Annotated in this window: 14 protein-coding genes; 9 read left to right on the forward strand and 5 right to left on the reverse strand. The window is 65.2% G+C overall.

The annotated features are described in order from the left end of the window. Positions 1–98: 98 nt before the first annotated feature. Positions 99–488, reverse strand: coding sequence for a DNA-directed RNA polymerase subunit omega (rpoZ, locus tag J0I42_RS00565; protein ID WP_291651738.1), 390 nt, complete (start codon positions 486–488; stop codon positions 99–101). A 101-nt stretch (positions 489–589) separates the two neighbouring features. Further along, positions 590–2,299: an ATP-binding protein gene (locus J0I42_RS00570; protein ID WP_291651740.1), complete on the reverse strand. Its 1,710-nt coding sequence runs from the start codon at positions 2,297–2,299 to the stop codon at positions 590–592. A gap of 210 nt (positions 2,300–2,509) precedes the next feature. On the opposite strand from J0I42_RS00570, the gene J0I42_RS00575 reads away from it, so the two are divergent. Together J0I42_RS00575 and acpS are read left to right on the forward strand one after the other, a co-directional pair. After that, entirely contained in the window at positions 2,510–3,262 is a 753-nt protein-coding gene (locus J0I42_RS00575; protein ID WP_291651743.1) for a pyridoxine 5'-phosphate synthase, read from the forward strand. A 140-nt stretch (positions 3,263–3,402) separates the two neighbouring features. Further along, on the forward strand, positions 3,403–3,804 hold the full coding sequence (gene acpS / locus J0I42_RS00580; protein ID WP_291651745.1) for a holo-ACP synthase: 402 nt from the start codon (positions 3,403–3,405) through the stop codon (positions 3,802–3,804). A 104-nt stretch (positions 3,805–3,908) separates the two neighbouring features. On the opposite strand, the gene aqpZ is transcribed toward acpS, so the two are convergent. Then, on the reverse strand, positions 3,909–4,622 hold the full coding sequence (aqpZ, locus tag J0I42_RS00585; RefSeq protein ID WP_291651748.1) for an aquaporin Z: 714 nt from the start codon (positions 4,620–4,622) through the stop codon (positions 3,909–3,911). Positions 4,623–4,854: 232 nt separating this feature from the next. Here aqpZ and lepB point away from each other — a divergent pair, with 232 nt between their 5' ends. From lepB to J0I42_RS00610, 5 genes are all read left to right on the forward strand, one after another. Further along, positions 4,855–5,622 (forward strand): signal peptidase I, encoded by a 768-nt coding sequence (gene lepB, locus J0I42_RS00590; RefSeq protein WP_291651750.1) that lies wholly within the window; start codon positions 4,855–4,857, stop codon positions 5,620–5,622. Beyond that, on the forward strand, positions 5,619–6,350 hold the full coding sequence (gene rnc, locus J0I42_RS00595; RefSeq protein ID WP_291651752.1) for a ribonuclease III: 732 nt from the start codon (positions 5,619–5,621) through the stop codon (positions 6,348–6,350). Before lepB ends, rnc begins: the two co-directional genes overlap by 4 nt. Further along, complete coding sequence (gene era, locus J0I42_RS00600) at positions 6,343–7,260, forward strand: GTPase Era (protein WP_291651754.1); 918 nt, start codon at positions 6,343–6,345, stop codon at positions 7,258–7,260. Before rnc ends, era begins: the two co-directional genes overlap by 8 nt. Positions 7,261–7,277: 17 nt before the next feature. After that, positions 7,278–7,823 (forward strand): sugar O-acetyltransferase, encoded by a 546-nt coding sequence (locus tag J0I42_RS00605; protein WP_291651756.1) that lies wholly within the window; start codon positions 7,278–7,280, stop codon positions 7,821–7,823. Between the two features lie 137 nt (positions 7,824–7,960). Next, positions 7,961–8,599, forward strand: coding sequence for a LabA-like NYN domain-containing protein (locus J0I42_RS00610; RefSeq protein ID WP_291651758.1), 639 nt, complete (start codon positions 7,961–7,963; stop codon positions 8,597–8,599). A gap of 9 nt (positions 8,600–8,608) precedes the next feature. Here J0I42_RS00610 and smpB read toward each other — a convergent pair whose 3' ends face one another. Together smpB and dapA are read right to left on the reverse strand one after the other, a co-directional pair. Continuing rightward, on the reverse strand, positions 8,609–9,082 hold the full coding sequence (smpB, locus tag J0I42_RS00615) for an SsrA-binding protein SmpB (protein ID WP_047580144.1): 474 nt from the start codon (positions 9,080–9,082) through the stop codon (positions 8,609–8,611). A gap of 164 nt (positions 9,083–9,246) precedes the next feature. Beyond that, on the reverse strand, positions 9,247–10,140 hold the full coding sequence (gene dapA / locus J0I42_RS00620; RefSeq protein ID WP_291651761.1) for a 4-hydroxy-tetrahydrodipicolinate synthase: 894 nt from the start codon (positions 10,138–10,140) through the stop codon (positions 9,247–9,249). A 171-nt stretch (positions 10,141–10,311) separates the two neighbouring features. Here dapA and J0I42_RS00625 point away from each other — a divergent pair, with 171 nt between their 5' ends. Continuing rightward, positions 10,312–12,387: a lytic transglycosylase domain-containing protein gene (locus J0I42_RS00625; protein ID WP_291651763.1), complete on the forward strand. Its 2,076-nt coding sequence runs from the start codon at positions 10,312–10,314 to the stop codon at positions 12,385–12,387. 100 nt (positions 12,388–12,487) lie between these two features. Next, entirely contained in the window at positions 12,488–13,381 is an 894-nt protein-coding gene (locus J0I42_RS00630) for an alpha/beta fold hydrolase (protein WP_291651765.1), read from the forward strand.

Below are 13,381 nucleotides of genomic sequence, written 5' to 3' on the forward strand. Positions count from 1 at the left end.
GCGGCAGCAAGGCGTTTTCCGGAGGAGGGCCATGAAAAAAGCCCGGCACAGCCGGGCTTTAGTGGGAAACGATGAACAATCGATTCACAGGACGAAAATCAGTCCTCGTCGTCGGCGCTCTCGGTCGGCGGCACGAGGCCGTCGAGGCCACGCAGCAGGTCTTCTTCGCTCATCCGGTCGAACTGGACTTCACTGTCCGGCGTCGCGGCGCTGGTCGGGCTGGCGAGCAGCGGAACGGTCTCCTGCTCCGGCTCGTCGACCTCGACATGCTTCTGCAGCGAGTGGATCAGGTCTTCCTTGAGATCCTCGGGCTTGAGCTTCTCGTCGGCGATCTCGCGGAGCGCAACGACGGGGTTCTTGTCGTTGTCGCGGGGAACGAGAATCGACGAGCCCGACTGGATCATCCGCGCGCGGTGGCTGGCGAGCAGCACCAGCTCGAAGCGGTTCTCGACCTTGTCGATGCAGTCTTCAACGGTAACGCGAGCCATGGCCGGCTTCTTCCGATCTCAGCGATGCAGGGAAATGGATTGAGCACGGCCTTACAGGCAAAGCCGCCGCGATGCAAGAAATTCGCACGTCCGGCGTGGCCTCAGGCCCCCATGCGACGCACCATGTCATCCAGCGTCGGCTCGTGCCGGCCCAGCACCTCGCCGCCGCGTGCGCCCATCGCCGGCAACTCGTGCGGTTTGAGCTCGGCGAAGCGCATCCGCATCGTGGTGGCGACGCCCTCGCCGAAAGCGATCGCCTCCCGATTGCCGATCGAGGACAGGAAATTGATCGTGCTGGCAGAGGCGTCGGAGATCGCCGAGCGGATGATCTGCTGGTCGCGCTCGTTAGCCAGCCGCATCGCGAAAATCGTCGAGCATTGCGACAGGATGGTCGGGTCCAGCTCGCCGGGGCGTTGCGTCACGATGCCGAGATAGGCACCGTATTTGCGACCTTCCTTGGCGATCCGGGCCAGGGCCTGCCGGGTCGGCGCAAAGCCGAGCGCGGGATCGGAAGGGACATAACGATGGGCCTCCTCGCAGAGCACCAGAATCTCGCAGGCGCCCTGGCTCGCGCTGGCAATGTCGAAGGCCAGACGCGACAGAACCGAAGCTACTGCGTTCACGACCTCGGACGGCAAGCCGCCGAGCTGGAAGGCCGTGATCGGCCGGCCATGCATCGGGATGCGGAAAACCTGGGAGAGGATCGGCGCCACGGTTTCGTACATGTTGGCCCGGCCGAACATGAAGCGATAACGCGGATCGGCATGGAGCGATTCCAGCCGCACCTTGAGCGAGCGAAGGGCAACACGTGGCCAGCGCTGCTCGTGCAGACCAATCAGCTCGTCGATGACCGCGAAGACGTCCTTGATGCGATAAGGCGTGGCGGCATCGCCCCCTCCGGCATGCTGTGCATCGGAAGGCTGGCGCGAGACGCCGAGGTCGAGCGGGCGCTTCAACAGGCTCGAACCGAGGTCACGCGCCAGATCCTGCCCGCTGGGCATGCGATAACGCGCCCGCGCCGTGGAGACGACCTCACGCAGGATGTCCGGTTCGTCGTCCAGAGCGGCACGCCCCCGGAACACGACATCGGCCAGTTCGTCCTGCTTGAACATCCAAAAGGGCAGATCGAGGCTCTCACCGTCGATGGTCAGGGCGAGATCGGGAAAGGCACTGGAATATTCGTTGTGCGGATCGAGAATGAGCACGCGCAGGCGCGGCCGAACACAGACGGCGCGGCGCAGCAGCAACGTGACCGCGCTCGACTTGCCGACACCGGTCGTCCCGACCAGGGCGAAATGGCGCGAAAGCATATCCTGGACGCTGACCGTCGCGGGAATACTGGCATCCTGCGTGATATGGCCGACCTCGACGCCGGAACGATCGCCGAGATCATGGACGAGCGCCAGATCCCCGGAGCGGATGCGGTGGGCGATCGCGCCGATCGGCGGAAAAGTGCTGATGCCGCTCTGGAAACGCAACCGGCCTTCGGCACTTTCCAGCACTTCGCCGAGGAATTCGACTTCAACCCGGATCGGGTTCTCCTCGGATTCGCTCCAGGCGGCGGCGACGGCGTGCAGCTTGTAGACCAGCGCGACGATACGGCTCGAACCCAGATTGATCGATACCATCCGGCCAATGGCCCAGGCATCGCTCGCCAGCCAGTTTCCGGTCGAGACCGCGCTCAGGATCGTTGCGCGTGACCCGTCGCAGGCGATGACGCGGCCGAGCGCCCGCTCGGGAGGCTGGTGGCTGTCACGCCTGTCCGGCTGGACGTCGGTGTGGAAAGCCGCGTTCTTCAGTGGGAGTTGCATCGGCCCGCGTGAATTCTGCTATGTCAAATGTCGATACTACCGGGTTTCGGTTACGATTACCTTCACGCGGAGCGGTTATTTCGCTTCATCGAATGGTAGTGATTTGGCGCGCCCGTACCGATCACATTTCGTGAGCCGGGCATCACAATCCCTGCATTGAGCCGATACGCCGCTTTCGTCTAAGCAGGACACGACAACAAAGGGGGATGCATGATGGCCGAAGGCTTGCGTCTGGGCGTCAATATCGACCACGTCGCCACTGTGCGAAACGCACGCGGCGGAACCCTGCCCGATCCGGTCCGTGCCGCGCATCTCGCCATCGCAGCCGGTGCCGACGGCATCACCGCCCATCTGCGAGAGGATCGGCGCCATATCCGCGACGCCGATATGGAGCGCCTCGCCACCGAACTGACCAAACCACTCAATTTCGAGATGGGCGCGACCGAGGAGATGATCACACTGGCCGAGCGGCTGAAGCCGCACGCGGCCTGCCTTGTGCCGGAAAAGCGCGAGGAGCGCACGACGGAGGGCGGGCTCGACGTCGTCGGGCAGGAATCTCATCTGACACCCGCGATCGCCCGCCTGAAGGCGGCCGGCTGCCGTGTCTCGTTGTTCATCGAGCCGGACGAGGCACCGATCGCGATGGCCGCCAAGCTCGGGGCGCCGGTCATCGAACTGCATACCGGAAGCTGGTGCCATGCCGTCCTCGACGGCGAGGCGGCCAAGGCGGAAGCCGAATTCCAGCGGCTCGCGAATGGCGCGACGCTCGGAGCGAAGCTTGGCCTCGAGGTCCATGCCGGACACGGGCTCGACTACGACACGGCCCGCACGCTTGCCCGCGTACCGGCCTTCATCGAGTTCAATATCGGCCATTTCCTGATCGGCGAGGCCATCTTCATCGGGCTCGAAGAGGCGATCCGCCGGATGCGGCAGGCGATGGACGAAGGCCGCGCGCGGCGCTGAGCGGCCCTGAATTCCCCGCGGCCCTCATCCTTCGAGACGCTGCTCAAGCGGCTCCCTTCGATGAGGGTTGAATTTTTCAACCGCTCCCTCCTCGCCCGGAGGCAGTTCCTGTCGGGCGCAAAGCGCGCTACATCGCGGGCATGATCCTCGGCATCGGCTCCGACCTCTGCGACATCCGCCGCATCGAGCGCTCGCTCGAACGCTTCGGCGAGCGTTTCACCGAGCGCATCTTCACCGAGGGCGAGCGGGCGAAATCGGATCGCCGCGCGACCCGGGCCGCCTCCTACGCCCGCCGCTTCGCCGCCAAGGAGGCCTGCTCGAAAGCGCTGGGCACCGGTATGCGTGCCGGCGTGTTCTGGCGCGACATGGAAGTGGTCAATCTGCCGGGCGGGCGCCCGACCATGCGCCTTACCGGCGGCGCGGCCGAACAGTTGAAAGCCATGACCCCAGCCGGCCATGAGGCCTTCGTCCATGTCTCGCTGACGGACGATCCGCCTTTGGCGCAAGCCTTCGTGGTGATCGAGGCCCGGCCTGTCGCCTGAATCGGCTTTCCGTCAAGCGAAAGCCGCCGTCATTCCGGTGCTATCGCCTGGCGGCGCACCGGAATGACGGCGATCTTTGAGACGCTGACGTCCTGTCCGGCCAATCAGCGGCCGGTGACTTCGCCCGCCGGCTCGTCGCTCAGCCAGCGATAGATCACGCCGCCGAGCACCCCGCCGATCAGCGGCGCCAGCCAGAACAGCCAGAGCTGCTGGAGCGCCCAGCCACCGACGAAGAGCGCCGGGCCGGTGCTGCGAGCCGGGTTCACCGAGGTATTGGTGACCGGGATGCTGACGAGGTGGATCAGGCAGAGACCAAGGCCGATCGCGAGCGGTGCGAAACCGGCCGGCGCCTTGCCATGGGTCGACCCCATGATGATGAAGAGGAACATCATGGTCATCACGACTTCCATGAGGAAAGCCGAGACGAGATTGTACTTGCCGGGCGAATGCTCGGCATAGCCGTTGGACGCGAATCCGCCGGCGAGATCGAAGCCCGGCGCGCCTTTGGCAATCTGATAGAGAACGGCCGCCGCCACGACGGCGCCGATCACCTGCGCAATGATATAAGGAACGACCTGCCCCGCCGGAAAGCGGCCGCCCGCAGCAAGGCCGACCGTCACGGCCGGATTGAGATGGCAGCCGGAAATGTGGCCGATGGCATAGGCCATCGTCACGACCGTCAGGCCGAATGCCAGCGAAACGCCGAGTAACCCGATACCGACATTCGGAAATCCCGCGGCGATGACCGCGCTGCCGCAACCTGCAAAGGTCAACCAGAACGTGCCGATGGCCTCGGCGACAAGCTTCTTCGTGCTCATGAGTGATTCCCCCAAGTGTCGCGCGACCGTGATGCTGTTTGGGAAAATGGGGGCAGTCAATCTGCTCCCGGTGCGAAGATCGCCATCCTGTCGCCATTTTCGCGGCCGGAACTCATGCGCGACCCTTCTTCACTATTTCTTGGCGCCCCTTCCCTTCGCCGCTCTTGCGCGTTGTCGCAGGCGCGATAGTCGGCTAGACCGCGCGCTGGATCGCAGTCTCAGGAGCGCCCGCGTGGCCAACGACGTCGACAGCAAAAGCAAGGCGGCCAAGGATGAAGGCGGCATCCTCGAGACGATCAAGGTCGTCGTGCAGGCGCTGCTCATCGCGCTCGTCATCCGCACCCTGCTATTCCAGCCCTTCAACATCCCCTCGGGCTCGCTGATCCCGACGCTGCTGATCGGCGATTACCTGTTCGTGTCGAAATATACCTACGGCTACTCCAAGCACTCGGTCCCGTTCAGCCCGCCGCTGTTCTCTGGGAGGGTCTGGGCGGCCGAACCGAAGCGCGGCGACATCGCCGTCTTCAAGCTGCCGAGCGACAATTCGACCGACTACATCAAGCGCGTCATCGGCCTGCCGGGCGACCGCATCCAGATGATCGACGGCATCCTGCACATCAACAACCAGCCGGTGAAGCGCGAGCGCATCGCCGATTACGTCACGACGGACAACTGGGGCCGCAGCACGCCGGTGATCCAGTATCGCGAGACATTGCCCAACGGCGTCAGCCATCAGATCATCGAGCGCGAAGGCGATACCGGCACCTTCGACAACACGCAGGTCTTCATCGTACCGCCCGGCCATTTCTTCATGATGGGCGACAACCGCGACAATTCGCTCGACTCGCGCGACCGCAGCGTCGGACCCGTGCCGTTCGAGAATTTCGTAGGCCGCGCCGAGATCATCTTCTTCTCGATCGAGGACGGCGCCTCGGCCTGGAAGATCTGGGAATGGCCCTATACGGTTCGCTGGAACCGTCTGTTCAGCACCATCAAGTGAGCAAGGCTAACGACGGCGGGCGCAAGGCCCCGGATACGGCGCGGCTCGAAGCCGCGCTCGGACATCGCTTCGCGGACCCGAGCCTGCTCGCCACGGCACTGACCCATATGAGCGCCGAGGAATCGCGCCTCGCCAGCTATCAGCGCCTCGAATTCCTCGGGGACCGCGTGCTCGGCCTCTCGGTCGCCGACCTGCTGTTCCGGCAGTTCCCGCAGTCGGAGGAAGGCAATCTCTCGCGCCGGCTCGCCGATCTCGTCCGCAAGGAGACCTGCGCCGAAGTCGCCCAGAGCTGGAATCTCGGCCAGTTCATGCGCCTTGGCGAAGGCGAGATCCTGGGCGGGGCCCGCAAGAACAAGGCGATCCTGGCCGATGCCTGCGAGGCGATCATCGGCGCGGTCTTCATCGATGGCGGCTACGAGGCCGCCCGCGCGCTGGTCGAGCGCGCCTTCGGCGAGCGTATGCTGAAGCCCGCCCGCCCCTTACGCGACGCCAAGACCGCATTGCAGGAATGGGCGCAGGGCAAGGGCTACCCGACGCCGACCTATAGCGAACGCGGGCGCTCCGGCCCCGATCATGCGCCGGTCTTCGTCGTTGCGGCCAAGATCACAGGGCTCGCCGACGCCGAGGCGCGCGGCCCCTCCAAGCGGCTGGCCGAGCAGGCCGCAGCCGAAGCCTTTCTCAGGCGAGAGGGCCTGTGGAACGACAACCCGGAAAGTGAGAATGTCTGAATCCGATCAAGCCACGCGCTGCGGCTTCGTCGCGCTGATCGGCGCGCCGAATGCCGGCAAGTCGACGCTGCTCAACCAGCTCGTCGGCGCCAAGATCTCGATCGTCTCGCGCAAAGTGCAGACGACGCGCACGCAGGTGCGCGGTATCGCGCTCTCCGGCACGGCGCAGATCATCTTCGTCGACACGCCCGGCATCTTCGCGCCCAAGCGCCGGCTCGACCGCGCGATGGTGACGAGCGCCTGGGGCGGCGCCACCGATGCCGACCTGATCGGCGTGCTGGTCGATGTCGCGCGCTTCGACCATGAGGAGAACACGGCGCTGTTCGAGAAGCTCGCCGAGCTGAAGCAGCCGAAGTTCCTGATCCTCAACAAGATCGATACGGTGCCGAAGGAGAAGCTCCTCGCCATCACCGCGGCGGTGAACGAGCGCGGCAGCTTCGAAGCGACCTTCATGGTCGCGGCGCTGACCGGCTACGGCGTCAAGGATATCCTGACCTGGCTGGAGAAGCGCCTGCCGCTCGGTCCCTGGCTCTATCCGGAGGACCAGATCTCGGATGCGCCCTTGCGCTTCCTCGCCGCCGAGATCACCCGCGAGAAGATGTTCGAGCGGCTGCATGACGAGCTGCCCTATCGCTCGACGGTCGAGACCGAGAGCTGGCAGCAGAAGCCGGACGGCTCCGTCCGTATCGAGCAGACGATCTATGTCGAGCGCGAGGGCCAGCGGAAGATCGTGCTCGGCGAAGGCGGCCAGACGATCAAGGCGATCGGCCAGAAGGCACGCGTCGAGATCGCGGAAGCCGCCGAAGCCAAGGTCCACCTCTTCCTGTTCGTGAAGGTGCGCGAGAACTGGAGCGACGACCCGGAGCGCTATCGCGAGATGGGGCTGGAATTCCCCAAGGGCAAAGCCTGAGCGACACGGCCCCCGCGATGCGCAGCGAAAAGGACAAGATGCTGGCCGGCGAGTTCTATCGCGCCGACAGCCCCGAGCTCATCGCCGACAACCGCCGCATCAGCGCCTGGATGGAGCGTTTCAACGCGACCGGCGCGGCAGCCGAAGCGCACATGCCGCTCATGCGGGAAGCCTTCGGCCATGTCGGGCGCAGCGTCGTCATCCGTCCGCCCTTCCATTGCGATTACGGCTACAACATCAGTCTGGGCGACCGCGTCTTCCTCAATTTCAACTGCATCATCCTCGATGTCGTCGCGGTCACGATCGGCGACGGCACGCAGATCGGCCCCGGCGTGCAGATCCTGACCGCCGACCATCCGCGCGACCCAGAACAGCGCCGGCAGATGCTGGAGTTCGGACGCCCGGTCTCGATCGGCCGCAATGTCTGGATCGGCGGCGGCGCGATCATTCTGCCGGGCGTCACGATCGGTGACGATGCCATCATCGGCGCGGGCAGCGTGGTCACGCGCGACGTGCCGACCGGCGCCACGGCCGTCGGCAATCCGGCACGCCTACGGCCCTGACGTAACGTGGAATTGAGCTGCGTCAGTGTGCCACGGCCGCCCTTGCAACTTGTCAAAGTTCAGTCATGAAACGACATTGTTAGAACGCGTTTTGCGTCCATTTTTTGCCCAAAGATATTTCAGCAGGAGTAATTGCCATGAGCGCCGCACCGCGCATCGCGCTGTTCATCGATGGCGCCAATCTCTACGCCACATCGAAGCAGCTCGGCTTCGACATGGACTACCGGCGCCTGCTGCGGGAGTTTCAGGGCCGCGGTAACCTGATCCGCGCCTTCTATTTCACCACATTGGTGGAAAGCGAAGAGTACTCCTCGATCAGACCGCTGGTCGACTGGCTCGACTATAACGGCTACCGGGTCATCACCAAGGCGGCCAAAGAATTCACCGATGCCACCGGCCGGCGCCGGATCAAAGGCAACATGGATATCGAGCTGGCGATCGAGATGCTGGAACTCGCACCGCATCTCGACCAGATCTACCTGTTCTCCGGCGACGGCGATTTCCGCCCGCTGGTCGAGGCGGTGCAGCGCAAGGGCGTCAAGGTTTCGGTGGTCTCGACGATCTCGACCAATCCGCCGATGGTCTCGGACGAGTTGCGCCGGCAATGCGACGAATTCGTCGATCTCGCCCAGCTCATGCAGAAGATCGGGCGCGACCCGGGCGAACGTGCGGGCCGCAGCGCCGGCCCGGCGGGCGGAGCGCCGGTCACGCCTGGTAACCCGTCACTGGAGCGCCGCTACGGTATTCGCCAGGGCGACGAGCCGGCCGAGGGGTAGCCGTCAGCCCTACCCGCCCGTCTTCAAGAGCCGCTGCTTGTCGCGGTTCCAGTCACGGGTCTTCTCGGTCTCGCGCTTGTCGTGGAGCTTCTTGCCGCGACCGAGGCCGAGTTCGATCTTCGCCCGGCCCTTCTCGTTGAAATAGACCTTCAGCGGGATCACGGTGTAGCCCTCGCGCTGGATCGCGCCCATCAGCTTGTGAATCTGGCGGCGGTGCAGCAGCAGCTTCCGCGGCCGGCGGACCTCGTGGTTGAAGCGGTTCGCCTCGAGATATTCGGGAATGTAGGAGTTGAAGAGCCAGAGTTCGTCCCCCATCGGGCCGGCATAGCTCTCGCCGATCGTCGCGCGGCCACCGCGCAAAGACTTGACCTCCGTGCCCTGCAGGGCAAGGCCGGCCTCGATCGTCTCCTTGATCTCGTAATTGAAGCGCGCCTTGCGGTTATCCGCCGCCAGACGATAGCGCTCCGGATCGGGTTTCTTCATGCCGTTCCGCTGAATCCATCTTGTCTGACCGGCACTGCCAGCACCTGAGAATCCGATTCGGGATCGGCCCCCAAGCCTCTGAAAAGGCCGGTCTTGTCATTCTCCCGCTCGCCACGATCGGCCAAGCGAATGACCGCGCCTGCCGGCGCGGCCACCTACCCTATCTAGGCATTCAACAGCCCGGCGAAAACCATCGCCTCCCGGATCACCTTGCCCGTCGCCGGGGTTACCGGCATGAGCGGCAGGCGAACCTCCTCCTCGATGCGGCCGAGCAACGCAAGGCCGTGCTTGGCGCCGGCGAGGCCGGGTTCCTTGAAGATCGCATCATGAAGCGGCACCAGCCGGTCCTGCACCTTGAGCGCGCCGGCATAGTCGCCCTTCTGGACAGCCTCCATCAGGTCGGCGCAAAGGCGCGGCGCGACATTGGCGACGACCGAGATGCAGCCATGGCCGCCGGCCGCCATATAGGAGAGCGCGGTCATGTCCTCGCCGGAGAGCTGGATGAAATCCGGCCCCATGGCGTGGCGCTGCTGCGAGACCCGCGCAAGGTTGGCGGTGGCGTCCTTGACGCCGGCGATGTTCTTCAGCTCATAGAGCCGCGTCATCGTCTCGACCGACATGTCCACGACCGAGCGCGGCGGGATGTTGTAGATGATGATCGGAATGCCGATCGCATCGTTCACCGCCTTGAAGTGCTGGTACATGCCCTCCTGGGTCGGCTTGTTGTAATAGGGAGTGACCACGAGCACGGCGTCGGCGCCAGCCTTCTCGGCATGGACGGCGAGGTCGATCGCCTCGATCGTGCTGTTCGAGCCGGCACCGGCGATGACCGGGACGCGGCCGTTGTTCTGGTCGATGACGATCTCGACGACGCGCTTGTGCTCGTCATGCGACAGGGTCGGGCTCTCGCCGGTGGTGCCGACGGGCACGAGCCCGGTCGAGCCATTCTCGATCTGCCATTCGATCAGCGCGCGTAGTGCCTCCTCGTCGACCTCGCCGGATTTGAACGGCGTGACCAGAGCGGGCATCGAGCCGGTAAAGGCAATGTGCTTGGTCATGAGCGGCGATCCTGAAGGCGAAAACGCAGGTTGCAAGGCCGCCACACATAAACCGTCGTTCCGCCAAGGCAAAGCCGGCAAGCCATGAAAATCCGTGGCCGCATAGTTAAGCGTTCATAAACCGCCTTACCCGACCATCGACAGACATCCGCACCAGCCCGGAGCCGTGCCATGGCCTCGCCTGCCGCCGCGAGGAGACTGATCTGCCTGCTGCTGCCCGCCCTGCTCTCGACGTCCTCGACGCGAGCGGGCGATGACGGCATGCTCGCGACCCAACGCAAGCTCGCGATGCTTGGCGATATCGAAGCCACCGGCGCATTGCCCTATCCGGCCCAGGGGTTGCGGGGCGACGACGCCGTCAATGTCGAGGCAGTGAAGACTGCCGTCGCCGCCTATCGTCGCGGCGCGCTCGCCGAAGGCGACGATCTCGCGGCGCGGATCGACGATCGTTCGACACGCTCGCTGCTCGAATGGGTGGCTATCCATGCCAATGCCGGCGCGGTGCCGTTCCTGCGGATCGACGCCTTCCTGCGCGAGCATCCGAACTATCCGGCCACAACCCGCTTTCGACGCCGTGCCGAGGAAATGCTGATCGCCGAAAAGAAGAACCCGGCCATCGTGCGCGCCTTCTTTCATGGTCAGCAGCCGCTCTCGGCGGCCGGGCGGATCGCGCTGGCCATCGCGCTGAAGGATGAAGGCAAGGCCGAAGAGGCCGATGCCCTCATCCGCCGGAGCTGGCGCAAGGACGCTTTCGGGCAGGCGCTGGAAAAGATCGCCCTCAAGACGTTCGAGACAACGCTCACCAAGGATGATCATCGCCTGCGCACCGAGCGCCTCCTGTTCCGCGCGAATGGCGAGGCGGCCCTGCGTAACGCGGCCCGCGTCTCTGCGGATTACGTCGCGCTGGCCAAGGCGCGGCTCGCAAGCGCCAAAGCGCGCCGGCCGATCTCCGAAAAGCTGATTGCCGCGGTGCCGGCTTCTCTGCGTGGCGATATCTCCTTCGCCTTCCTGCAGGCTCAGCAGGCGCGCCGCGGCGACAAGCTCGACGATGCCGTGAAGGCGCTGACGGCGATCCCGCGCGATCCGGCTCTGCTCGGCGACGGCGACGGCTGGTGGGAGGAGCGGCGCATCATCGCGCGCAAGCTGCTCGACGCCGGCCAGCCGCAGAAAGCCTATGAGGTCTCGTCCGGCCATGGCGCAGAGGATGCGGCCGAGCGGATCGAAGCAGAGTGGCATGCCGGCTTCCTCGCGCTGCGCTTCCTCAAGAAGCCGGATGTGGCGCTCAAGCATTTCGATGCGGCCGCCGGCATCGCCGAGACGCCGATCTCGGTGGCGCGCGCGGCCTACTGGCAGGGCCGTGCCTATGAGGAACTCGGCAAGGCCGAAGAAGCCAAAGCCGCCTTCGGCAAGGCATCGGAACAGCCGATCGCCTATTATGGGCAACTGGCGCGGGCCAGACTCGGCCTCCCCGATCTGCCGCTGCGGCGCACGGTGGCGGCGGGACTCGAGACCTTGCCGGGTCACCAGGCCGTGCGCCTGCTCTACCGCATCGGCCAGCGCGATCTCGCGACACTGATGCTGAACGACCTGGCGCAGCGCCTGCACACCACTGAGGCGCTGGAGGCAATCGCGGCCATCGCCCGGCGCGAGACCGATGCGCGCGCGCAGGTCGGCATCGGCAAGGCGGCGCTGCAACGCGGCTTCCCGCTCGACATGGCGGCCTATCCGGTCAACGGCATTCCGGAATTCGACGTGCTCGGCGACCCGATGGAGCGGGCCATCGTCCACGCCATCGCCCGGCAGGAGAGCGCCTTCGACCCGACCGCGATGTCCCATGCCGGCGCGCGTGGCCTGATGCAGATGATGCCGGCGACGGCCCGCGAGACGGCAAGGCGCGCGAGCCTGCCCTTCGACTGGGAGAAGCTCGGAAAAGACCCGCTCTATGCGGCTCGGATGGGCGCGGCGCATCTCAACGACCTGCTCAAGGAATGGCGCGGCTCCTATATCCTGACCTTCGCCGCCTATAATGCCGGCTCGCCCAATGTGAAAAAATGGACCGTCGCCTATGGCGATCCGCGCGATCCCGAAGTCGATGCGATCGACTGGGTCGAGCGCATCCCCTTCTCCGAAACGCGCAACTACGTCCAGCGTGTGATGGAGAACCTGCAGGTCTATCGCGAGCGCCTGAACCAGCGCACCGCCTATCTGATCGACTACGACCTGAAGCGCGGCGGCAAGCGGGACTGAAAAGCCGCCGGCTGGGCACCGTTCGACAGCGCCGGCTTCCGCACGCACCGTCGCCATGGTTAGGTTCGCTCCCGCCGTTTCCGCCTTTCCCGAGTCCGCCATGACGTCCGAAACCGGTTTCACTTCCCGCTTCATCAGCGCCAGCGACGGACTCAAGCTGCACGTTCGCGATTACGGACCACCAGCCGCAACCACGCTGCCGGTCATCTGTCTGCCCGGTTTCGCCCGCACCGCCGCCGATTTCCACGAACTGGCACTCGCCCTCGCCGAGGACGAGGCCAGGCCGCGCCGCGTGCTGGCACTGGACTATCGCGGGCGCGGACTCTCCGAATACGACAAGAACTGGAAGAACTACGACATCCGCATCGAGCTCGACGACCTCGTCCAGGTGCTGATCGCCGGCGGCATCGAGCAGGCCGTGTTCGTCGGCACCTCGCGTGGCGGGCTGTTGACGATGGCGCTGGCGGCGGCACGGCCCGCCACGATCCGGGGCGTCATCTTCAACGATGTCGGTCCGGTGATCGATGCGCGCGGCCTGCTGCGCATTCGCGGCTATGTCGGCAAGCTGCCGGCCCCGCGCAGCTTTCAGGAAGGAGCGGAAATCCTGAAGCGGCTTTCCGACCAGCAATTCCCGCTTCTCCGCGAAGAAGAATGGGAGATGATGGCGCGCCGCACCTGGACGGATCGCGACGGCACCCTGAAGCCCGACTACGACGTCCGGCTGATGAAGGTGCTGGAGGAGCTTGACCTGGAAGCGCCACTGCCGGTGCTCTGGGCCTATTTCGACGCGCTCAAAACCGTGCCGATGCTGGCGATCCGCGGGGCCAATTCCGACCTTCTGGCGGAGAAGACCCTGGAGGATATGGCCGAGCGCCATCCCGACTGCGAAATTTACACCGCCCCGGGCCAGGGCCATGCCCCGCTGCTCGGCAGCAAGGACATGATCCGGCGAATCGCCAAGCTGGTCACCCGGGCCGAGCGCCGCACCGGCTGA

This window comes from Allobosea sp. (assembly GCF_017308015.1).
Classification (GTDB): Bacteria; Pseudomonadota; Alphaproteobacteria; order Rhizobiales; family Beijerinckiaceae; genus Allobosea.

What these genes read in the sequence shown, in the direction of transcription:
- J0I42_RS00610 (WP_291651758.1), top strand. Translation starts at nt 7,961, where the DNA reads ATGAGCGCCGCACCGCGCATCGCGCTGTTCATCGATGGCGCCAATCTC.
- acpS (WP_291651745.1), top strand. Translation starts at nt 3,403, where the DNA reads ATGATCCTCGGCATCGGCTCCGACCTCTGCGACATCCGCCGCATCGAG.
- aqpZ (WP_291651748.1), bottom strand. Translation starts at nt 4,622, where the DNA reads ATGAGCACGAAGAAGCTTGTCGCCGAGGCCATCGGCACGTTCTGGTTG.
- era (WP_291651754.1), top strand. Translation starts at nt 6,343, where the DNA reads ATGTCTGAATCCGATCAAGCCACGCGCTGCGGCTTCGTCGCGCTGATC.
- J0I42_RS00605 (WP_291651756.1), top strand. Translation starts at nt 7,278, where the DNA reads ATGCGCAGCGAAAAGGACAAGATGCTGGCCGGCGAGTTCTATCGCGCC.
- J0I42_RS00570 (WP_291651740.1), bottom strand. Translation starts at nt 2,299, where the DNA reads ATGCAACTCCCACTGAAGAACGCGGCTTTCCACACCGACGTCCAGCCG.
- J0I42_RS00630 (WP_291651765.1), top strand. Translation starts at nt 12,488, where the DNA reads ATGACGTCCGAAACCGGTTTCACTTCCCGCTTCATCAGCGCCAGCGAC.
- J0I42_RS00625 (WP_291651763.1), top strand. Translation starts at nt 10,312, where the DNA reads ATGGCCTCGCCTGCCGCCGCGAGGAGACTGATCTGCCTGCTGCTGCCC.
- rpoZ (WP_291651738.1), bottom strand. Translation starts at nt 488, where the DNA reads ATGGCTCGCGTTACCGTTGAAGACTGCATCGACAAGGTCGAGAACCGC.
- J0I42_RS00575 (WP_291651743.1), top strand. Translation starts at nt 2,510, where the DNA reads ATGATGGCCGAAGGCTTGCGTCTGGGCGTCAATATCGACCACGTCGCC.
- smpB (WP_047580144.1), bottom strand. Translation starts at nt 9,082, where the DNA reads ATGAAGAAACCCGATCCGGAGCGCTATCGTCTGGCGGCGGATAACCGC.
- dapA (WP_291651761.1), bottom strand. Translation starts at nt 10,140, where the DNA reads ATGACCAAGCACATTGCCTTTACCGGCTCGATGCCCGCTCTGGTCACG.